The organism is Leclercia sp. M50, assembly GCF_037150775.1.
Classification (GTDB): Bacteria; Pseudomonadota; Gammaproteobacteria; order Enterobacterales; family Enterobacteriaceae; genus Enterobacter.
The window spans coordinates 1-19,381 of the sequence record NZ_JBBCPK010000086.1 but is presented as its reverse complement, the minus strand read 5'-3'; the positions used below and the strand labels follow the sequence as shown (position 1 = coordinate 19,381).

Here is a 19,381-nt window from a genome sequence, read left to right as displayed (position 1 = left end):
TCCGAGGCCACGATAGTCATCACCGTACAGATCACCAGGCTGACCAGTGAGCCGACGTTAAGCAGGCTCAGGTTCTGCCCGCTGCCATCGCCCGGTAAAATGCGCGCTTCGAGCGCAAAAGCGTGGCTTATCAACGCGATGACCGCCGACAAAATAGCCATTCGCCGCCAGCCACTGTTTTTTTGTAACAGGCCAGGAATGATCAGCGCAAGGCTGACAGAGTACGCGACGAGGGCGATCAGAGCGAAAACAGGCATATAGGTGTCGACAGTTGTCCTGATAAGAAAGAGATGCAGTATAACGTTACGTGAGGCGTGCTCCAACCGTTGCATAACAACAAAGACGGCTTCATGTTATACTCCGGCAAAATTCTGTGTACGTGTCGCGCCAGCGACCTAACGTTTCTACCCCAGGCGAGAGACAATGTTTGATAATTTAACCGATCGTTTGTCGCGCACGCTGCGCAACATCAGCGGCCGTGGACGCCTTACCGAAGACAATATTAAAGAGACGCTGCGCGAAGTGCGTATGGCGCTGCTCGAAGCAGACGTCGCGCTGCCTGTCGTCCGTGATTTCATCAACCGCGTAAAAGAGAAAGCGGTTGGCCATGAAGTGAATAAGAGCCTGACCCCGGGTCAGGAGTTCGTCAAAATCGTGCGTAACGAACTGGTTGCGGCGATGGGCGAAGAGAACCAGAGCCTGAACCTGGCGGCGCAACCACCCGCAGTGGTGCTGATGGCGGGTCTGCAGGGTGCGGGTAAAACCACCAGCGTCGGTAAGCTGGGTAAATTCCTGCGCGAGAAGCACAAGAAGAAAGTGCTGGTCGTCTCTGCCGACGTTTATCGCCCGGCGGCGATCAAACAGCTGGAAACCCTGGCTGAACAGGTTGGCGTGGAGTTCTTCCCGTCCGATGTCGGACAGAAACCGATCGATATCGTTAACGCGGCGCTGAAAGAGGCGAAGCTGAAGTTCTTTGACGTGCTGCTGGTGGATACCGCCGGTCGTCTGCACGTTGACGAAGCGATGATGGACGAGATTAAACAGGTGCATGCCGCGATCAACCCGGTAGAAACCCTGTTTGTCGTTGACGCCATGACCGGTCAGGATGCGGCCAATACCGCAAAAGCCTTCAACGAAGCGCTGCCGTTAACCGGCGTGGTGCTGACCAAAGTGGACGGCGACGCCCGCGGCGGTGCGGCGCTCTCTATTCGTCATATCACCGGTAAGCCAATCAAGTTCCTCGGCGTCGGCGAAAAGACCGAAGCGCTGGAGCCGTTCCACCCGGACCGTATTGCCTCCCGTATCCTCGGCATGGGCGACGTGCTGTCGCTGATCGAAGATATCGAGAGCAAGGTTGACCGTGCCCAGGCCGAGAAGCTGGCCTCCAAGCTGAAAAAAGGCGACGGCTTCGATCTGACCGACTTCCTGGAGCAGCTGCGCCAGATGAAAAACATGGGCGGTATGGCGAGCCTGATGGGCAAGCTGCCGGGCATGGGGCAAATTCCGGATAACGTGAAAGCGCAGATGGACGACAAGGTCCTGGTGCGCATGGAGGCGATTATCAACTCTATGACGCTGAAAGAGCGCGCGAAGCCGGAAATCATCAAAGGCTCCCGTAAACGCCGTATCGCGGCGGGTTGTGGGATGCAGGTCCAGGACGTGAACCGTCTTCTGAAGCAGTTCGACGACATGCAGCGCATGATGAAGAAGATGAAGAAGGGCGGCATGGCCAAAATGATGCGCGGCATGAAGGGCATGATGCCCCCAGGATTCCCGGGTAGATAATATCGGGCTACCTTATTTGCCATTTTGACGCCGGGGTGTGCTCGCTATCCTCACGTACGCAAAGTACGCTCCGGTAGCTGCGCGCACGCCGACGCCAAACTGGCTGCACCGGTTACGCCCTGGCCTTGTGCAGTAAAAAACAGATGCTGATTGCATTTTCCCCAGAAATCAGTAAAATTTTCGGGCTTTTAATATGACACCGGGCTCCTTCCCTCGATGGGGCCCGGTGTTTTATTCACACAAGAGGATGTTATGGTAACTATTCGTTTAGCACGTCACGGCGCAAAAAAGCGTCCATTCTACCAGGTTGTTGTCACCGACAGCCGTAATGCACGCAACGGTCGCTTCATCGAGCGCGTTGGTTTCTTCAACCCACTGGCCGCTGGCGCAGAAGAAGAAACCCGTCTGGATCTGGATCGTATCGCTCACTGGGTTGGCCAGGGCGCTACTGTTTCCGATCGCGTTGCTACGCTGATCAAAGCAGCAAACAAAGCAGCTTAATCTGTCACGGTGGTCATGATGAGCAAAAAAGCACCTGTTGAACCGATTGTATTGGGCAAAATGGGTTCTTGCTACGGTATCCGTGGTTGGCTCAGAGTGTTTTCCTCCACCGAAGACGCCGAAAGCATTTTTGACTATCAGCCCTGGTTTATCCAGAAGGCCGGTAAGTGGGAAGAGGTCGAGCTGGAAAGCTGGCGTCACCACAATCAGGACATCATCATCAAGCTGAAAGGCGTTGACGATCGTGATGCCGCGAATGCGCTGACTAATTGTGAAATTGTCGTCGATTCGTCGCAGTTGCCACAGCTGGAAGAGGGTGACTACTACTGGAAAGACCTTATGGGTTGCCAGGTAGTCACGACTGAAGGTTACGGTCTGGGGAAAGTCATCGATATGATGGAAACCGGATCCAATGACGTTCTCGTCATTAAGGCAAACCTGAAAGATGCGTTTGGTATCAAGGAGCGGCTGGTTCCGTTCCTCGATGGGCAGGTTATCAAGAAAGTCGATCTCGCTACTCGTACTATCGAAGTAGATTGGGATCCTGGTTTTTAAATTCTCCTGAAAACGGTAAAAGACGGCGCTATGTGGATTGGCATTATTAGCCTGTTTCCTGAAATGTTCCGCGCGATTACTGATTACGGGGTAACTGGCCGGGCAGTAAAAAATGGCCTGCTGAGCATCGAAAGCTGGAGTCCACGTGACTTCACGCATGACCGGCACCGTACCGTGGACGATCGTCCTTACGGCGGCGGACCGGGGATGCTCATGATGGTTCAACCCTTGCGGGATGCCATCGCAGCAGCAAAAGCCGCGGCAGGTGAAGGCGCAAAGGTGATTTATCTGTCACCTCAGGGACGCAAGCTTGATCAAGCGGGCGTCAGCGAACTGGCAACGAATCAGAAACTGATTCTGGTGTGTGGTCGCTACGAAGGGATAGATGAGCGCGTAATTCAAACCGAGATTGACGAAGAATGGTCTATCGGCGATTACGTTCTCAGCGGTGGTGAGTTACCGGCAATGACGCTGATTGACTCGGTTTCCCGGTTTATTCCGGGGGTTCTGGGCCATGAAGCTTCAGCAACAGAAGACTCTTTTGCTGATGGATTGCTGGACTGTCCACACTATACCCGTCCTGAAGTGTTAGAAGGGATGGAGGTACCGCCAGTATTACTGTCGGGAAACCATGCCGAGATTCGTCGCTGGCGCCTGAAGCAGTCGCTGGGCCGTACCTGGCTTAGAAGACCTGAACTTCTGGAAAACCTGGCTCTGACTGAAGAGCAAGCAAAGTTGCTGGGCGAATTCAAAACTGAACATGCGCACCAGCAGCAGAAACATGATGGGATGGCCTGAGGCCCCCAAATATCAGTTTACCCAGGATAAGAGATTAAATTATGAGCAACATTATTAAGCAACTTGAACAAGAGCAGATGAAGCAGGACGTACCTTCCTTCCGTCCGGGTGATACCGTGGAAGTGAAAGTATGGGTTGTTGAAGGTTCCAAAAAACGTCTGCAGGCATTTGAGGGCGTGGTTATCGCTATCCGTAACCGCGGTCTGCACTCTGCATTCACTGTTCGTAAAATTTCCAACGGCGAAGGCGTTGAGCGTGTCTTCCAGACTCACTCTCCGGTAGTTGACAGCATTGCTGTTAAACGTCGTGGTGCTGTACGTAAAGCTAAACTGTACTACCTGCGTGAGCGTACTGGTAAGTCTGCTCGTATTAAAGAGCGTCTGAACTAAGATTCGCTTGTGCGACATCCTGTAAAAAGGGCTGGCCGAATGGCCGGCCCTTTTTTTATCTCTCTGTGCCCTGCGCATTAACTTCTTCGTCATAAATCGTTTACAATGCCCCTGCTCTGACGGAGGGTAAGTGACGATTCAACAGCATCAGACAAAATGGCAACGTATCGCGGCAGGTCTCGCGTTATTTGCGATCCTGATGATCGTCTTTGCGCCGCTGGTCTCTGTCTCGTTGCAAAAAGATCCCATGAGCGCGATGCCCGGCATGCACCATGACATGAGCATGATGGCGGAGCACCATGCCCCGCCTGAAAGCATGCCTGTCGACCATGCCGAAGCCTGCGGTTACTGCGTACTGTTGGCCCACGTGCCGGGTGTGATTCTGGCGCTGGTGATGCTGCTCTGCGCGGTGTTACTCAGGCAGCGTCTGACGCCGCCGCGCCCCTCTGTTCGCCACTGGCACTTCTTCCCCTGGCTCTGCCCCGATACCCGCGCACCGCCGCACCTGTCTGCTTATTCCATTTAAATAAAACGTACACCCCGGTGTACCGATAATCTATTGCCTGAAAAAGGGAAAGCATGACTACCTGCACATCGCGCGCAGCCTGGGGCAACCTGCTGCGTCGTCTTCACTTCTATATTGGTCTGTTTGTCGGGCCGTTTATCTTTATCGCTGCGCTCTCGGGTACGCTCTATGTCGCTACGCCGCAGCTGGAAAATGCGCTTTATCATCATGCGCTATTCAGTGAAACCGAGGGAGAAGCGCGTCCCCTTGCTGAACAGATCGCGGTCGCAGAAAAGGTCACCGGCGGAGAGCTACCTCTGCATGCGGTACGCCCGGGCCTGGCCGCAGGTGAAACCACCCGGGTGATGTATGCCGACCCGACGCTGAACGCCTCTGAGAACCGGGCCATCTTTATCGACCCGGTCAGCCTGGCGGTGCGCGGCGATATGACCGTCTATGGCACCAGCGGTATCCTGCCGTTACGTCAGAAGATTGATTATCTGCATCGGTCATTACTGCTGGGCGATATCGGGCGTATCTATAGCGAGCTGGCCGCGTCATGGATGTGGATTGCTGCACTGGGAGGGATCGCGCTGTGGTTCTATAACCGGCCAAAACGGCGCATCAATAACCGCTTCCAGAACCACCGTCGGCTGCACGTCTCCCTCGGCTGGTGTCTGCTGCTGGGCATGCTGTTGTTCTCGGCTACCGGCCTGACCTGGTCCCAGTGGGCGGGGGGAAACGTGGATAAACTGCGTGCGCAGCTGAACTGGCTCACGCCGCAGGTGAACACGCAGCTGCACGGTCCGGCGGAGGTCGCCGATCCGCATGCCGATCATCATGGCCACCACATGTCGATGCCCATGCCGCAGATGAAGCCCGACCTGGCATTGTATGACGGCGTAATGAACGCGGCTTATGCAGCAGGTATTGATGCCACGAAGCTGGAGATCCGCCCGGCGAAAAGCGCTACCACGGCGTGGACGGTAACGGAGATCGATCGCGGCTGGCCGACGCAGGTGGACGCGGTGGCTGTTGACCCGGCGACCCTGACGGTGATCGATCGGACCCGCTTTGCGGATTTCCCGCTGATGGCCAAACTGACCCGCTGGGGTGTGGATTTCCATATGGGGGGGCTGTTTGGCCTGCCAAACCAGCTGGTGCTGATCGCTTTTGGCCTCGCGCTGTGTGTGATGATCGTCTGGGGATACCGGATGTGGTGGATGCGAAGACCCCGCCAGACGGCAACCAATCCCGCGCAGACGCTGTGTCAGAGCTGGCTGGCGTTGCCGCTGTGGGGGCGCGTACTCTCTTTCGCTATCGCCTTTTTACTGGGGCTGGCGATGCCAGTAATGGGGTGCAGCCTGGCGCTGTTCGTCATCATTGACTGGCTGCGCTGGCGAGGGGCATCAGCGGCGTTGTCTTCTACGCGGAATTTCTAGGACGCTGATGCTTCACCAGATACATATTCCGGTCGGCTTGATCGAGCAACGCTTCAACGGAATGGTGTTCCCAGCCCAGCGCGAAGCCAATGCTTAGCGACATTCTGGTGCTGAGTCCGTTTTGCAGCTCATATGAGGGGCTGAACTGCTGCGTCAGGGCAGCACAAAGGCGCAGGACCTCGTACTCCGAGTGGACGCCATACAGAATGATGGCAAATTCATCCCCGCCCAGACGATAGGGCTGATGACGCCCGCCGCTGAATTCGACCATGCGGCGGGCCACTTCAATCAGCACATCGTCGCCCGCGGCGTGCCCCCAGGTATCGTTAATCAGCTTGAAGTCATCGCAATCCAGGAAGAGCAGGGCGGCGTTAGACCGCGAGGAGGCGTCACTCATCAGGGCCGAGATGCGGGTACGAAAAGCGGCCCGATTCGCCAGCCCGGTGAGCGGGTCGTGCATGGCAGTGCGCAGCAGCTGGGCATTTTTCGCCTGTAGCTTGCGCTGCCACTCCTCCATTTCATCCAGCAGGCTGTTGAAGTCCTGACCGAAACGATGAAATTCATCAATACGTTCCTCTGGCACCCGGCGGGAGAAATTCCGGTTCGTACGGACATCATGCACCACCTCGGTAATGTTTTGCAGGGCGGTGACCACGCCATTGTGCAGGGTGCGGGTTATCGCTAACGCCACCAGGGAGGCAAACAGGATGCAACCGGTTAACACGGCCAGAGACGTCCAGAGAAAGTGACTAATAAGGCTGTCACGTGCGGTAAGGCGTAACTCACCAATCGGCAGGTTGTTGTGCCAGACGCGCTGTCTGATGGGCTGGGGGAATAACCACTGGCTGACCAGTTGACTCAGGGGATCCGCCTGCACGTTTGGCTCCATTGACCACGCCGCAAAAGGGTTATCGTGGCGGTCCAGCAATATTGCTGACGAAAATTGCCCCTGTTTGCCGAGTGTGGCCAGCGCTTCGTGAGCGGCGGCGGTATCATTAAAGACCAGCGTCGCCTCCAGGCTGCGACTTACCGTGGCGCTGGTTAATTCAAGGTTTCGTTGCGCGTACTGTTTCAGTGTGAATACCGAAGCAATAGACAATAATAACCAGACCAGCGTCATGGTAATGAGAACACTAATTATACTGATGCGCCTGAGGGTTCTTTTGAACGTTGGACGCGGCGCTGATGTAAATTCCTTATTCATGCTTTGTATTCCATGCAAGCATTAACACATCAGGACTAACCCGGACTCCGCTGCGCGACAGCACATTCATATTGACGGAAAATCTGACCTGTCTATCGTCTATTATCAGGCAAAAAGCGCTGCCTGTAAGACACTGCGAATTTTGCTCCGCAATGAGGAGTAACGGTCTGGCATTAAATGCTGTGCTTAATTCAAGTTGGGCGTGGGGAGGCTCACTGCCAAAATAGAGCGCATGGCATCCTGCACTCAGTGCCTCTTGATCGCTATGGATAATGACGGGGATATAGGGCAGCGTGTCCGGACCATCGATACTGAGCGCCTCAACGTAGCGGGAAGAGGCGAAAATGCACAGGGTTGGCTGGCCAGAGAGGGTGGGCCAGCGGGTATAACTGACGATCCCGGAGACAATTGAACGTACCGATTTATCCGTTCTGGATAATGTTCCGCCAATAGCGTGTCCGCAGGATATTAACAGCATTACTACCAGCGCTACCCGACAACCGGAAATGAGAAAATAGTTACCCACCAGAATCCGCCATACCACTCTGGGAATATTAGCCCTTTAGTTTTGCCGCAATAATACCATTTTTTACCCGGATCGTCATTACGTCGCGCTGATATTAAGGAGCTTGAGTAAAATCCTGGCTCCTTAATTTAAAAAGGAGCTATCGAGGTTATTAATTCAAACGGCTGGCTTTTGTACCTTCATCCATACCCTGCTGCCAGGCGGTGCGGAGCTGAGTGGCGTTTTCAGCGGTATCACAGCTGGCGGGGAATATTCGACCGGCTAATCCCCAGGCGTAAACAAAATTTTCCTGGCATATTTTCTTTTGCCCCTCTTTATATCCTTTCAGATAGGCCGGGCGGTCCACCTTAGGGTCATTAAAATTAGCGGCAAGCGTTTCACGGGATTTTACGGCCACGCCGTCCATCGCGTCTTCTTTCCCCGCACCATACCAGTCGGTGCCGGTCCAGTGAGGCTGATGAGTGTAAGGATCAATCTGACAAGCGGTTAATAGCAGACCCAAAAGCGGGATAACGGTCAGGCGCATAAGGCATTCTCCTTTTTCCATTGAGCATAGCCTGGCGATAAGAATCTATTCTGTAATTTTTACGTTACACCTTAATCAGATGTTTTTTGCTTGAAAAGGGGTGTTGTAAACTATTATTTACGCATTTTGGATTGAAATCTTTACTTGATGTGATATCGTTGGGCTTCCTCAGTGAGGAAACCACTATCGCAAACGAGCTTCCAGGACCGCAATCATGCAAAAAGACGCGCTGAATAACGTACATATTACTGATGAACATGTTTTGATTACTCCGGATCAACTGAAAGCGGAATTCCCGCTGAGCGTTGAGCAGGAGGCGCAAATCGCGCACTCCCGCAAGACCATTTCCGACATCATCGCCGGGCGCGATCCGCGTCTGCTGGTGGTATGTGGTCCGTGCTCTATTCATGATCCTGAAGCTGCCATCGAATATGCCCATCGTTTTAAAGCTCTGGCCGAGGAGGTCAGCGATAGCCTCTACCTGGTCATGCGCGTCTATTTTGAAAAACCTCGTACCACCGTCGGCTGGAAAGGGTTGATTAACGATCCGCACATGGATGGCTCGTTTGATGTGGAAGCCGGTCTGAAGATTGCGCGTAATCTTCTGGTGGAGCTGGTGAACATGGGGCTGCCGCTGGCAACAGAAGCGCTGGATCCGAACAGCCCACAATACCTGGGCGATCTCTTTAGCTGGTCGGCAATCGGGGCGCGTACGACCGAGTCTCAGACGCACCGTGAAATGGCTTCTGGCCTCTCCATGCCGGTCGGTTTCAAAAATGGTACCGACGGCAGCCTGGCGACAGCCATCAACGCTATGCGTGCCGCTGCCATGCCGCACCGTTTTGTCGGCATCAACCAGGCGGGCCAGGTTTGTCTGCTACAGACCCAGGGCAATCCGGACGGACACGTCATCCTGCGCGGCGGCAAAGCGCCGAACTACAGCCCGGCAGATGTGGCGCAGTGTGAAAAAGAGATGGAACAGGCAGGACTGCGCCCGGCGCTGATGGTAGATTGCAGTCATGGTAATTCCAATAAAGATTACCGTCGTCAGCCTGCGGTGGCGGAATCCGTCGTCGCGCAGATCAAAGATGGCAACCGTTCGATTATTGGCCTGATGATTGAAAGCCACATCCATGAAGGCAATCAGTCATCTGAGCAGCCGCGCAGCACCATGAAATACGGGGTATCTGTTACGGATGCCTGCATCAGCTGGGAAACCACCGATGCGCTGCTGCGTGAGATCCACAAAGATTTGAACGGCCAGCTGGCGACGCGTCTGGCTTAAGAGGTTTGTTATGGTTGCTGAATTGACCGCCCTGCGCGATCAAATTGATGAGGTAGATAAGGCGCTACTGGATTTGCTGGCGCGCCGCATGGCGCTGGTCGCCGAGGTAGGTGAAGTCAAAAGTAAATATGGCTTGCCGATTTACGTGCCGGAGCGCGAAGCCTCCATGCTGGCCTCCCGGCGCAAAGAGGCGCAGGCGCTGGGCGTCTCGCCGGACCTGATAGAAGATGTACTGCGCCGGGTGATGCGCGAGTCGTATTCCAGCGAAAACGACAAGGGATTTAAAACCCTTTGTCCGACGCTGCGCCCGGTGGTCATTGTCGGTGGCGGCGGGCAGATGGGGCGTCTCTTCGAGAAGATGCTCACGCTCTCAGGCTACCAGGTCCGCATCCTTGAAAAAGAAGACTGGACCCGGGCGCAGGCGATGGTGGCTGATGCGGGTATGGTCATTGTCAGCGTACCGATTCACATCACCGAAGAGATTATTGCCCGACTGCCACCGCTGCCGGATGACTGTATTCTGGTCGATCTCGCCTCGGTAAAAAATGGTCCATTGCAGGCGATGCTTGCCGCACACCGTGGTCCGGTGCTGGGGCTGCACCCGATGTTCGGCCCGGACAGCGGCAGCCTGGCGAAGCAGGTAGTCGTCTACTGCGATGGCCGTCAGCCAGAAGCGTACCAGTGGTTCCTGGAGCAGATTCAGGTATGGGGCGCACGACTGCACCGGATCAGTGCCGTCGAGCATGACCAGAACATGGCCTTTATCCAGGCGTTGCGCCACTTCGCAACCTTCGCGTATGGCCTGCACCTGGCGGAAGAGAACGTTCAGCTTGAGCAACTGCTGTCGCTGTCATCGCCTATCTATCGTCTTGAACTGGCGATGGTCGGACGACTGTTTGCCCAGGATCCACAGCTCTATGCGGATATCATTATGTCCTCGGGCAATAACCTGGCGCTGATCAAACGTTACTACCAGCGTTTTGGTGAGGCGATTACGCTGCTGGAGCAGGGCGATAAGCAGGCCTTTATCGACAGCTTCCGCAAGGTCGAGCACTGGTTTGGCGATTACGCCCAGCGTTTCCAGAGCGAGAGCCGCATCTTGCTCCGACAGGCGAATGACAGTCGCCAGTAATCTGATGATGTATATACTGAAAGCCAGCACTGCTGGCTTTTTTTATTTTGGGGAACTGTCATGGCTGAACCACGCGTTTTGTTTGACTATACGGGGCACTTACCAGAGTGCCCCACCTGGAGCGAAGCAGAAAGCGCGCTCTACTGGGCGGATATTCTGGAAGGCGAGATCCACCGCTACCATCTGCCGACGGGTGAACATAGCGTTTTATCCTTCCATGAAGAGGTGGGGTGCTTTGCGCTGCGTCAGGATGGGGGCTTTATTGTCGCCATGCGCACGGGCATCTGGCTGGCGGATAAGCATGGGCTGCTACAACGAAAAGTTTGTGATAATCCGTCGAACCCGCAGCTGGCACGCTTTAATGACGGGGGAACCGATCATTTCGGCCGCTTTTACGCGGGCACATTCTGGGCACCGGGGGACTATAACGGCGCCTTGCTGATGCGTATCGATAACGACCTGACGCCGGAGGTGATCCAGTGTGATATCCACGGCCATAACGGGCTGGCCTTTAGCGATGACCGGCGCTGGATGTACGCCTCAGACACGCCCAATGCGGTGATCTACCGTACGCCGCTGGATGAGCAGGGCGAACCGGGTAAACGGGAAGTCTTTCGTCGGTTCCAGCCGGGGGAGGGGATCCCGGACGGCGCGGCGGTGGATGTGGAGGGCTGTTACTGGAGCGCGCTGTTTGACGGCTGGCGGATCGCCCGTTTTTCACCGCAGGGCGAACAGCTGGAAGAGTACCGGTTGCCGGTGCGCTGTCCGACAATGGTCTGTTTCGGGGGCGATGATATGCAGACGCTGTTTATTACCACCACCCGTGAGAACATGGATGCACAGGAGGTGGCGGCATATCCTCTTTCCGGCGCCATTTTCACCCTGCCCGTCAGCGTGGCAGGAGTGAAAAAAGGCCCATTTATTGCGCGTTAAGCCGGATCGACCGGGACGACGTTTTCGCTCGGATAGCATCCCAGCACCTTCATGGAACGGGTGATCTCACCCAGTTCACGCAGGGCTTTCTGCAGGGACGCAGACTCCAGGTTGGCCTGGATATCGAGATAGAACATCTCTTCCCACGGGTTGCCATGAATAGGGCGCGATTCCAGTTTGGTCATAATCAGATTGTGATTGCGCAGTACCAGCAGAGCCTCAACCAGCGCACCGGCCTGCTGGCCCGTCGCCATCAGCAGGGTGGTTTTGGCCGGCACCTGATCGGAGACGTTGATCGCTTTACGCGCCAGCACGATGAAACGGGTGATGTTTTGCGTCTGGTTGGCCAGGTTGCGCTCCAGCACCTGTAAGCCATACAGCGCCCCGCCCGCTTCGCTGCCGAGCGCGGCAACGGTGGGGGAGTTGGCCTGTGCGACCTTCTCCATCGCGGCTGACGTGCTTTCGGTATATTCAATTTTCCAGCCCGGATAGCGGTTCAGGAACTGGCTGCACTGCTGGAAAGGTTGTGGGTGGCTGTAAACCGTCTCGATCTTGTCGAGGTCAGTCGTTCCGGAAACCAGTACGCAGTGGTCAATCGGGATCGTCATCTCGCCGACCAGCGACAGCGTAGTGTGCTGGAGCAGATCGTAAACGTCGTTGATGGCACCGGAACTGGTGTTCTCAATCGGCACGACAGCGTAATCTGCCTGGCCGGTTTCTACCTGATTGAAAATATCGGCGAACTTCGCGCAGCCGCTCTCAATAAACTCTTCGAAGTGACGGGCAGCATACTGACGTGCAGCGAGGTGGGAATAGGACCCTTTTGGTCCCAGGAAGGCAATACGCGCCGAGTGCGGATTAGTTTTGTTCAGATGCTGCTGCAGCAACGCCTGCTGGGTGAGAACGGAATCTTCGATAATCAGCTGGAACAGACGGGTAATGTAGTGCGCATCCAGATGGTGCGTTTTACCAAGGTTAATCAGGCGTTCCAGCAGGTCGCGCTCCCGATCGATATCGCGTACCGGACGATGTGAAGCCAGCTTTGCTTTTCCGACCTCAACGGCCAGCGCACGGCGTTCGGCCATTAGTGAAAGCAATTTTTCATCCAGAGCGCTGATCTTATCTCGCAGATCCAGTAACGGGTTTTCCGGTGTCATAGCGTTGCCTTTGTCATTTATCGTTATCAATAAAAAAGGCCCCCCGGTGTGGGAGGCCTTATTGTTCGTCTTCGCATTCTTTATCACACGACGAAACGCCTCCCAATCAGGGGAAGGTAAAAAAGAATGCGAAGAAAAACGGTTTAATGGTCATGGAAAATTCCTTCAGAAGACAGACTTAAAGTACCCGTACTGTTTTCACCCTGTCAATAAAAAACGCGCCCGAAGGCGCGTTGGCGATAGACTCAATGTAAGGGATTACTCATCTTCAACTTCTTCTGCGAAGCTGGCGTCTTTCACCGATGTTGTGGCGCGACGGGCTTCACCTTTGTGTTGCACTTTATTGAGCTGCCGTTCCAGCTTGTTAATCAAATCGTTGATGGCGGTGTACATATCCTCATGTTTCGCGCTGGCGACCAGATGGCCGTTTGGAGTATTGATAGTTGCGTCAGCGATGAAACCCTGTGGCTCCTTAGAGAGAATGATATGTGGGTTAATCAAGTGTGTTTGCCATTTATCCAGTTTGGCGAGACGGTCTGCGACGTGCTGGCGGATTGCCGGAGTAATTTCCATTTGTTTACTGGTAATGTTCATTGTCATAAATTTTACCTCTTGTCTTTCCCGTCTTGGTGAGTCCAGCATACCGTTCCTAATGTCAAAATGTGTGATGTAAATCACATTTTTATGTCACTTTTTGTCAACGGATTCTTTTTGTGAGGCAGGACAGGAACACGTAACATTTACCTTGTCGAAGCGACAAATTGCGGCCATAGTTGATAGGATTCGTGCAGGCTAAACCGCTTCAGCTTGATGCGGAAATGGATAAAAAAACGGCAGCCCTGAGGCTGCCGTTTTGCATTCTACTGGACGATCAGGAGCTGCTGCTGTTCGCGGCGATGATCTTCGCCACTTTGTCAGCCTGGGAGGTCATCTGCAGCTGGCGATAGGCGTTTTCCATCAGCTTCAGGCCATCACGCGTTGCCTGAGTATCCGGATAATCACGCAGCATGCCTTCGACGCGGTTCACGACGGCAACGTATGCACCACGACGGGTATAGTATTCCGCCACAGAGTATTCGTATTTCGCCAGACGGTCTTTCAGGAACACCAGACGTTTGCTGGCATCCGTTACGTACTGGCTGTTCGGGTAGCCGCGAACCAGTTTAGAGAAGTCATTAAACGCATCGCGGGCGTGCTGCGGGTCGCGGTCGGAGCGATCCACACCAAAGAAGCCCTGCAGCGCGCTGTCATCCAGCGCCATATTGGTCAGGCCGCGCATATACATCACGTAGTCAATATTCGGATGGGTCGGATTCAGACGCATGAAGCGATCAATCGTCGCCTGGGCCAGTGGCAGATCGGCATTTTTATAGTAGGCGTAGATCAGATCCAACTGTACCTGCTGGGAGTACGGGCCAAATGGATAGCGATTATCCAGCGCTTCCAGTTGCGTTATCGCCTGTTTCCAGTTACCGTCCTGCAGCTTTTGCTGAGCAGTCGCATAGATTTCATTCGGCGGATTGTCAGGGACCTGTTCATTCGAACCGGAGCAGCCTACCAAAGCCAGGCTCAACGTGGCCGCTGCCACCAGATATTTCATGCGCGTCATGACGTTTTGACTTTCCTCAAATGTTTGTCCGGGAGAATCTCTTTCCTGCTCCCGATTAAGACCAGCTACAATAGCACACTATATTAAACGGCAAAGCCGTAAAACCCAACGTTAAACGAAGAAGCAGTCTATGGCACAACGAGTAGAACTCACCGCAACAGTCTCCGAAAAACAGCTCGGACAACGCTTAGATCAGGCTTTGGCCGAAATGTTCCCTGATTATTCGCGTTCACGCATAAAAGAATGGATTCTTGACCAGCGCGTGCTGGTAAATGGCAAGATCTGGGACAAGCCAAAAGAGAAAGTGTTGGGTGGGGAAGTGGTCGCCATCAATGCTGATATCGAAGAAGAAGTCCGTTTTGAGCCTCAGGATATCCCGCTGAATATCGTCTATGAAGATGACGACATCCTGGTTATTAACAAGCCGCGCGATCTGGTTGTACACCCTGGCGCAGGTAACCCTGACGGCACTGTACTGAACGCCCTGCTGCACTACTATCCTCCTATTGTGGACGTACCGCGGGCGGGGATCGTTCACCGTCTGGATAAAGACACCACCGGCCTGATGGTCGTTGCCAAGACCATTCCGGCGCAGACGCGTCTGGTGGAGTCCCTGCAGCTGCGTGAAATCACCCGTGAATACGAAGCGGTTGCTATTGGGCATATGACCTCCGGTGGCACGGTAGAGCAGCCAATCAGTCGCCATCCGACCAAGCGTACCCACATGTCCGTTCACCCGATGGGTAAACCGGCCGTCACGCACTACCGCATTATGGAGCATTTCCGCATTCATACGCGTCTGCGTCTGCGTCTGGAAACGGGCCGTACGCACCAGATCCGTGTGCATATGTCCTATATCACCCATCCGCTGGTGGGCGATCAGCTGTACGGTGGTCGTCCGCGTCCACCGAAAGGGGCGTCTGACGAATTTATCGCGATGCTGCGTAAATTCGACCGCCAGGCCCTGCACGCAACCATGCTACGTCTCTACCATCCGATCACCGGCATTGAGATGGAATGGCATGCGCCAATTCCACAGGATATGGTGGATCTTATCGACGCGATGCGTGCCGATTTTGAAGAACATAAGGATGACGTGGACTGGTTATGACCAAACTGATTGTCCCGGAGTGGCCTGCGCCTGAAAGTGTGGCGGCCTGCAGTTCAACCCGTATCGGCGGCGTGAGTGAGGGGGCCTGGGCATCATTGAACCTGGGCGCTCACTGTGGCGATAACCTCGATCACGTTGAAGAGAATCGTAAGCGGTTGTTTGCGGCAGGCCAGTTGCCGTCAAAACCGGTCTGGCTTGAACAGGTACATGGTACCGCTGTGCTTCGTCTCACCGGTGAACCGTATGCCTCGAAACGTGCCGATGCGTCTTACAGCAATACTCCGGGCACGGTTTGTGCCGTCATGACTGCTGACTGTCTGCCGGTGCTTTTCTGCAACCGTGCGGGCACGGAAGTGGCCGCCGCCCATGCCGGTTGGCGCGGATTGTGCGCTGGCGTACTGGAAGAGACCGTCGCCTGTTTTGCCGACGGCGCGGATAACATCATCGCCTGGCTTGGCCCGGCCATTGGCCCACAGGCTTTTGAAGTGGGGCCGGAGGTGCGCGACGCTTTTATGGCGCACGATCCGCAGGCGCAGAGCGCTTTCCTTCCGGCAGGGGATAAGTATATGGCGGACATTTATCAGCTTGCCCGCCAGCGCCTGACCCGCGTCGGTATCAGCCAGATCTACGGCGGCGATCGCTGCACCTTCACCGAAAACGATGATTTCTTTTCCTATCGCCGCGACAAGACTACCGGGCGTATGGCAAGTTTCATTTGGCTGATATAACCTATAGAATCAAGACGATCCGGTACGCGCCGTTTTCTTTTCGCATAATTCAGGTCATTCACCTTGAATAATTGAGGGATGACCTCATTTAATCTCCAGTAGCAATTTTGACCTGTTATGGGAGGAGTTATGCGTCTGGATCGTCTTACTAATAAATTCCAGCTTGCTCTCGCCGATGCCCAGTCTCTCGCACTGGGGCACGACAATCAGTTTATCGAACCTCTTCATTTAATGAGTGCCTTACTGAATCAGGAAGGGGGATCGGTACGTCCTTTATTGACATCTGCCGGCATTAATGCGGGCCAGTTACGCACAGCCATCGATCAGGCGCTGAGCCGTTTACCGCAGGTAGAGGGCACTGGCGGAGATGTACAGCCGTCTCAGGATCTGGTTCGCGTATTAAACCTGTGCGACAAACTGGCGCAGAAACGCGGCGACAACTTTATTTCGTCAGAGCTCTTTGTTCTGGCGGCGCTTGAATCACGTGGCACCTTGACCGACCTGCTGAAAACAGCTGGCGCAACTACCGCCAATGTGACGCAGGCGATTGCACAAATGCGCGGAGGTGAGAGCGTGAACGATCAGGGTGCTGAAGATCAGCGTCAGGCATTGAAAAAATATACGGTCGACCTGACTGAGCGTGCGGAACAGGGCAAGCTTGACCCGGTCATTGGCCGTGACGAAGAGATCCGCCGTACCATTCAGGTTCTGCAGCGCCGTACCAAAAATAACCCGGTGCTGATTGGTGAACCGGGCGTCGGTAAAACGGCTATTGTGGAAGGGCTTGCCCAGCGTATCGTCAATGGTGAAGTGCCGGAGGGTCTGAAAGGCCGCCGTGTACTGGCACTGGATATGGGCGCGCTGGTGGCCGGGGCCAAATACCGCGGCGAATTTGAAGAACGCTTAAAAGGCGTGCTCAACGATCTGGCGAAACAGGAAGGCAACGTCATTCTGTTTATCGACGAACTGCACACGATGGTGGGAGCAGGTAAAGCCGATGGTGCCATGGATGCCGGGAACATGCTGAAACCCGCTCTTGCTCGCGGCGAGCTGCACTGCGTTGGCGCCACCACGCTTGATGAGTATCGTCAGTACATTGAAAAAGATGCTGCTCTGGAACGTCGATTCCAGAAAGTGTTTGTGGCTGAACCGTCAGTGGAAGATACCATCGCGATCCTGCGTGGCCTGAAAGAGCGCTATGAGCTGCACCACCATGTGCAGATTACTGACCCGGCCATCGTGGCGGCTGCTACCTTGTCGCATCGCTATATTGCCGACCGACAGCTGCCTGACAAAGCGATCGACCTTATCGATGAAGCGGCCTCCAGTATTCGTATGCAGATTGACTCCAAGCCAGAAGAGCTGGACCGACTCGATCGCCGGATCATTCAGCTCAAGCTTGAGCAGCAGGCGCTGAAAAAAGAGTCTGATGAAGCGAGTAAAAAGCGTCTGGATATGCTTAATGAAGAGCTGGAAGATAAAGAGCGTCAATACTCTGGTTTAGAAGAAGAATGGAAGGCGGAAAAAGCGTCCCTCTCCGGCACCCAGACGATTAAAGCCGAGCTGGAACAGGCGAAGATTGCCATTGAGCAGGCGCGTCGCGTGGGCGATCTGGCGCAAATGTCTGAGCTGCAGTACGGCAAAATTCCGGAGCTGGAAAAACAGCTGGCGGCGGCAACCCAGGCTGAAGGCAAAACCATGCGTCTGTTACGCAATAAAGTGACGGATGCAGAGATCGCTGAGGTACTGGCGCGCTGGACCGGTATCCCGGTAGCCAGAATGATGGAGAGCGAGCGCGACAAATTATTGCGCATGGAGGAAGATCTTCATCATCGCGTCATCGGTCAGGATGAAGCGGTTCAGGCGGTATCGAACGCGATCCGTCGTAGCCGTGCCGGTTTGTCCGATCCTAACCGTCCGATTGGCTCCTTCCTGTTCCTGGGGCCGACCGGTGTCGGTAAAACGGAACTGTGTAAGGCGCTGGCGAACTTCATGTTCGACAGTGACGATGCGATGGTTCGTATCGACATGTCTGAATTTATGGAGAAACACTCCGTTTCACGTCTGGTGGGTGCACCTCCGGGATATGTCGGTTATGAAGAGGGGGGTTACCTGACAGAGGCGGTTCGCCGTCGTCCGTACTCCGTCATCCTGCTGGATGAAGTGGAAAAAGCGCACCCGGATGTGTTCAACATTCTGCTGCAGGTCCTGGATGACGGACGCCTGACCGACGGGCAGGGGAGAACGGTCGACTTCCGTAATACGGTGGTCATCATGACTTCGAACCTGGGTTCCGATCTGATTCAGGAGCGTTTTGGTGAACTGGATTACAGCCATATGAAGGATCTGGTGATGGGCGTGGTTAGCCACAGTTTCCGTCCTGAGTTCATCAACCGTATCGATGAAGTCGTGGTCTTCCATCCACTGGGTGAAAAACACATTGCTTCTATTGCCCGTATTCAGCTGCAGCGTCTGTATAAACGTCTGGAAGAGCGTGGATATGAACTGCATATTGCGGATGACGCGCTGCAACTGCTGAGCGCAAATGGGTACGATCCGGTGTACGGCGCACGTCCTCTCAAACGTGCCATCCAGCAGCAGATCGAAAACCCGCTGGCGCAGCAAATTCTTTCCGGGAAGCTGCTGCCAGGCAAAACCATCCAACTGGTGAAGCAAGACGACCAGATTGTGGCAGTGCAGTAAGTCACAAAACGATGAAAACGAGCCCTCAGGGGCTCGTTTTTGTTTAAAAACCAGGCAAGAATGGGCTTTCTGAAGCGTGATTGCCTGGAAAGTGAGCGGTTGATAAATAATTTTCACTTTATACTTGCCAGTCAGGAATAAGCGCCTATAATGCGCCACCACTGACACGGAACAACGGCAAACACGCCGCCGGGTCAGCGGGGTTCGGTAAGAACCTCACGGAGAAAAGCGAAAATAATCGCTTGACTCTGAGGCGGGGAAGCGTAATATGCACACCCCGCGCCGCAGCGAAAAAGCGAAGCGGCACTGCTCTTTAACAATTTATCAGACAATCTGTGTGGGCACTCAAAGTGACATGGATTCTTAACGTCCTCGGACGAAAAATGAATACCAAGTCTCTGAGTGAACACGTAATTCATTACGAAGTTTAATTCACGAGCATCAAACTTAAATTGAAGAGTTTGATCATGGCTCAGATTGAACGCTGGCGGC

Annotated in this window: 20 protein-coding genes, 1 pseudogene and 1 other annotated feature; of the genes and pseudogenes, 13 read left to right on the top strand and 8 right to left on the bottom strand. The window is 54.4% G+C overall.

Going from position 1 to position 19,381, the window contains the following annotated elements; translation table 11 throughout:
• Nucleotides 1-257: pseudogene (locus WFM46_RS18470) on the bottom strand (cytochrome C assembly family protein); the annotation flags it as partial.
• Between the two features lie 166 nt (nucleotides 258-423).
• Here WFM46_RS18470 and ffh point away from each other — a divergent pair.
• From ffh to WFM46_RS18435, 7 genes are all read left to right on the top strand, one after another.
• The gene (gene ffh / locus WFM46_RS18465; protein WP_103180786.1) at nucleotides 424-1,785 is read left to right on the top strand and encodes a signal recognition particle protein; all 1,362 of its coding nucleotides are present in this window, start codon (nucleotides 424-426) and stop codon (nucleotides 1,783-1,785) included.
• Nucleotides 1,786-2,037: 252 nt separating this feature from the next.
• The gene (rpsP, locus tag WFM46_RS18460) at nucleotides 2,038-2,286 is read left to right on the top strand and encodes a 30S ribosomal protein S16 (RefSeq protein WP_003863133.1); all 249 of its coding nucleotides are present in this window, start codon (nucleotides 2,038-2,040) and stop codon (nucleotides 2,284-2,286) included.
• A gap of 15 nt (nucleotides 2,287-2,301) precedes the next feature.
• Nucleotides 2,302-2,841 (top strand): ribosome maturation factor RimM, encoded by a 540-nt coding sequence (gene rimM, locus WFM46_RS18455; protein ID WP_301564410.1) that lies wholly within the window; start codon nucleotides 2,302-2,304, stop codon nucleotides 2,839-2,841.
• Nucleotides 2,842-2,871: 30 nt separating this feature from the next.
• The gene (gene trmD, locus WFM46_RS18450; RefSeq protein ID WP_103822530.1) at nucleotides 2,872-3,639 is read left to right on the top strand and encodes a tRNA (guanosine(37)-N1)-methyltransferase TrmD; all 768 of its coding nucleotides are present in this window, start codon (nucleotides 2,872-2,874) and stop codon (nucleotides 3,637-3,639) included.
• Between the two features lie 41 nt (nucleotides 3,640-3,680).
• Nucleotides 3,681-4,028 (top strand): 50S ribosomal protein L19, encoded by a 348-nt coding sequence (gene rplS, locus WFM46_RS18445; protein WP_002914145.1) that lies wholly within the window; start codon nucleotides 3,681-3,683, stop codon nucleotides 4,026-4,028.
• A 130-nt stretch (nucleotides 4,029-4,158) separates the two neighbouring features.
• Complete coding sequence (locus tag WFM46_RS18440; RefSeq protein ID WP_336998201.1) at nucleotides 4,159-4,554, top strand: DUF2946 domain-containing protein; 396 nt, start codon at nucleotides 4,159-4,161, stop codon at nucleotides 4,552-4,554.
• Nucleotides 4,555-4,607: 53 nt separating this feature from the next.
• Nucleotides 4,608-5,975, top strand: coding sequence for a PepSY-associated TM helix domain-containing protein (locus tag WFM46_RS18435; RefSeq protein ID WP_336998200.1), 1,368 nt, complete (start codon nucleotides 4,608-4,610; stop codon nucleotides 5,973-5,975).
• On the opposite strand, the gene dgcN is transcribed toward WFM46_RS18435, so the two are convergent.
• From dgcN to WFM46_RS18420, 3 genes are all read right to left on the bottom strand, one after another.
• On the bottom strand, nucleotides 5,959-7,179 hold the full coding sequence (dgcN, locus tag WFM46_RS18430; protein WP_336998199.1) for a diguanylate cyclase DgcN: 1,221 nt from the start codon (nucleotides 7,177-7,179) through the stop codon (nucleotides 5,959-5,961). The genes WFM46_RS18435 and dgcN overlap by 17 nt on opposite strands.
• Nucleotides 7,172-7,657, bottom strand: a complete 486-nt coding sequence (locus tag WFM46_RS18425) for a YfiR family protein (RefSeq protein ID WP_103180781.1) — start codon at nucleotides 7,655-7,657, stop codon at nucleotides 7,172-7,174. The genes dgcN and WFM46_RS18425 overlap by 8 nt, the downstream gene beginning before the upstream one ends.
• A gap of 199 nt (nucleotides 7,658-7,856) precedes the next feature.
• Nucleotides 7,857-8,231 (bottom strand): DUF2799 domain-containing protein, encoded by a 375-nt coding sequence (locus WFM46_RS18420; protein ID WP_103180780.1) that lies wholly within the window; start codon nucleotides 8,229-8,231, stop codon nucleotides 7,857-7,859.
• A 214-nt stretch (nucleotides 8,232-8,445) separates the two neighbouring features.
• Here WFM46_RS18420 and aroF point away from each other — a divergent pair, with 214 nt between their 5' ends.
• From aroF to WFM46_RS18405, 3 genes are read left to right on the top strand one after another with little or no spacing between them, the layout of a single operon-like run.
• Entirely contained in the window at nucleotides 8,446-9,516 is a 1,071-nt protein-coding gene (gene aroF, locus WFM46_RS18415) for a 3-deoxy-7-phosphoheptulonate synthase AroF (RefSeq protein WP_103180779.1), read from the top strand.
• A gap of 10 nt (nucleotides 9,517-9,526) precedes the next feature.
• Nucleotides 9,527-10,648: a bifunctional chorismate mutase/prephenate dehydrogenase gene (gene tyrA, locus WFM46_RS18410; protein ID WP_103180778.1), complete on the top strand. Its 1,122-nt coding sequence runs from the start codon at nucleotides 9,527-9,529 to the stop codon at nucleotides 10,646-10,648.
• 60 nt (nucleotides 10,649-10,708) lie between these two features.
• Nucleotides 10,709-11,581, top strand: a complete 873-nt coding sequence (locus WFM46_RS18405; protein ID WP_336998198.1) for an SMP-30/gluconolactonase/LRE family protein — start codon at nucleotides 10,709-10,711, stop codon at nucleotides 11,579-11,581.
• Here the strand turns inward: WFM46_RS18405 and pheA are convergent.
• The 4 genes from pheA to bamD form a co-directional block, all read right to left on the bottom strand.
• Nucleotides 11,578-12,738 (bottom strand): bifunctional chorismate mutase/prephenate dehydratase, encoded by a 1,161-nt coding sequence (gene pheA / locus WFM46_RS18400; protein WP_336998197.1) that lies wholly within the window; start codon nucleotides 12,736-12,738, stop codon nucleotides 11,578-11,580. The two genes, WFM46_RS18405 and pheA, sit on opposite strands and share 4 nt — an antisense overlap.
• Nucleotides 12,739-12,767: 29 nt before the next feature.
• Nucleotides 12,768-12,893 (bottom strand) — a sequence feature (Phe leader region).
• Nucleotides 12,845-12,892, bottom strand: a complete 48-nt coding sequence (locus WFM46_RS18395) for a hypothetical protein (protein ID WP_193312005.1) — start codon at nucleotides 12,890-12,892, stop codon at nucleotides 12,845-12,847. It overlaps the preceding feature by 48 nt.
• A gap of 103 nt (nucleotides 12,894-12,996) precedes the next feature.
• The gene (raiA, locus tag WFM46_RS18390; RefSeq protein WP_032613238.1) at nucleotides 12,997-13,338 is read right to left on the bottom strand and encodes a ribosome-associated translation inhibitor RaiA; all 342 of its coding nucleotides are present in this window, start codon (nucleotides 13,336-13,338) and stop codon (nucleotides 12,997-12,999) included.
• 271 nt (nucleotides 13,339-13,609) lie between these two features.
• The gene (gene bamD / locus WFM46_RS18385) at nucleotides 13,610-14,347 is read right to left on the bottom strand and encodes an outer membrane protein assembly factor BamD (RefSeq protein WP_103180775.1); all 738 of its coding nucleotides are present in this window, start codon (nucleotides 14,345-14,347) and stop codon (nucleotides 13,610-13,612) included.
• A 130-nt stretch (nucleotides 14,348-14,477) separates the two neighbouring features.
• On the opposite strand from bamD, the gene rluD reads away from it, so the two are divergent.
• From rluD to clpB, 3 genes are all read left to right on the top strand, one after another.
• Nucleotides 14,478-15,458: a 23S rRNA pseudouridine(1911/1915/1917) synthase RluD gene (rluD, locus tag WFM46_RS18380; protein ID WP_336998196.1), complete on the top strand. Its 981-nt coding sequence runs from the start codon at nucleotides 14,478-14,480 to the stop codon at nucleotides 15,456-15,458.
• On the top strand, nucleotides 15,455-16,186 hold the full coding sequence (gene yfiH, locus WFM46_RS18375; protein WP_336998195.1) for a purine nucleoside phosphorylase YfiH: 732 nt from the start codon (nucleotides 15,455-15,457) through the stop codon (nucleotides 16,184-16,186). Before rluD ends, yfiH begins: the two co-directional genes overlap by 4 nt.
• 129 nt (nucleotides 16,187-16,315) lie before the next feature.
• Nucleotides 16,316-18,889 carry an ATP-dependent chaperone ClpB gene (gene clpB, locus WFM46_RS18370; RefSeq protein ID WP_336998194.1) on the top strand — a complete coding sequence of 858 codons (2,574 nt, stop codon included), beginning with the start codon at nucleotides 16,316-16,318 and terminating at the stop codon, nucleotides 18,887-18,889.
• Nucleotides 18,890-19,381 lie beyond the last annotated feature (492 nt).

What these genes read in the sequence shown, in the direction of transcription:
- ffh (WP_103180786.1), top strand. Translation starts at nt 424, where the DNA reads ATGTTTGATAATTTAACCGATCGTTTGTCGCGCACGCTGCGCAACATC.
- rpsP (WP_003863133.1), top strand. Translation starts at nt 2,038, where the DNA reads ATGGTAACTATTCGTTTAGCACGTCACGGCGCAAAAAAGCGTCCATTC.
- rimM (WP_301564410.1), top strand. Translation starts at nt 2,302, where the DNA reads ATGATGAGCAAAAAAGCACCTGTTGAACCGATTGTATTGGGCAAAATG.
- trmD (WP_103822530.1), top strand. Translation starts at nt 2,872, where the DNA reads ATGTGGATTGGCATTATTAGCCTGTTTCCTGAAATGTTCCGCGCGATT.
- rplS (WP_002914145.1), top strand. Translation starts at nt 3,681, where the DNA reads ATGAGCAACATTATTAAGCAACTTGAACAAGAGCAGATGAAGCAGGAC.
- WFM46_RS18435 (WP_336998200.1), top strand. Translation starts at nt 4,608, where the DNA reads ATGACTACCTGCACATCGCGCGCAGCCTGGGGCAACCTGCTGCGTCGT.
- dgcN (WP_336998199.1), bottom strand. Translation starts at nt 7,179, where the DNA reads ATGAATAAGGAATTTACATCAGCGCCGCGTCCAACGTTCAAAAGAACC.
- WFM46_RS18425 (WP_103180781.1), bottom strand. Translation starts at nt 7,657, where the DNA reads ATGCTGTTAATATCCTGCGGACACGCTATTGGCGGAACATTATCCAGA.
- WFM46_RS18420 (WP_103180780.1), bottom strand. Translation starts at nt 8,231, where the DNA reads ATGCGCCTGACCGTTATCCCGCTTTTGGGTCTGCTATTAACCGCTTGT.
- aroF (WP_103180779.1), top strand. Translation starts at nt 8,446, where the DNA reads ATGCAAAAAGACGCGCTGAATAACGTACATATTACTGATGAACATGTT.
- tyrA (WP_103180778.1), top strand. Translation starts at nt 9,527, where the DNA reads ATGGTTGCTGAATTGACCGCCCTGCGCGATCAAATTGATGAGGTAGAT.
- WFM46_RS18405 (WP_336998198.1), top strand. Translation starts at nt 10,709, where the DNA reads ATGGCTGAACCACGCGTTTTGTTTGACTATACGGGGCACTTACCAGAG.
- pheA (WP_336998197.1), bottom strand. Translation starts at nt 12,738, where the DNA reads ATGACACCGGAAAACCCGTTACTGGATCTGCGAGATAAGATCAGCGCT.
- raiA (WP_032613238.1), bottom strand. Translation starts at nt 13,338, where the DNA reads ATGACAATGAACATTACCAGTAAACAAATGGAAATTACTCCGGCAATC.
- bamD (WP_103180775.1), bottom strand. Translation starts at nt 14,347, where the DNA reads ATGACGCGCATGAAATATCTGGTGGCAGCGGCCACGTTGAGCCTGGCT.
- rluD (WP_336998196.1), top strand. Translation starts at nt 14,478, where the DNA reads ATGGCACAACGAGTAGAACTCACCGCAACAGTCTCCGAAAAACAGCTC.
- yfiH (WP_336998195.1), top strand. Translation starts at nt 15,455, where the DNA reads ATGACCAAACTGATTGTCCCGGAGTGGCCTGCGCCTGAAAGTGTGGCG.
- clpB (WP_336998194.1), top strand. Translation starts at nt 16,316, where the DNA reads ATGCGTCTGGATCGTCTTACTAATAAATTCCAGCTTGCTCTCGCCGAT.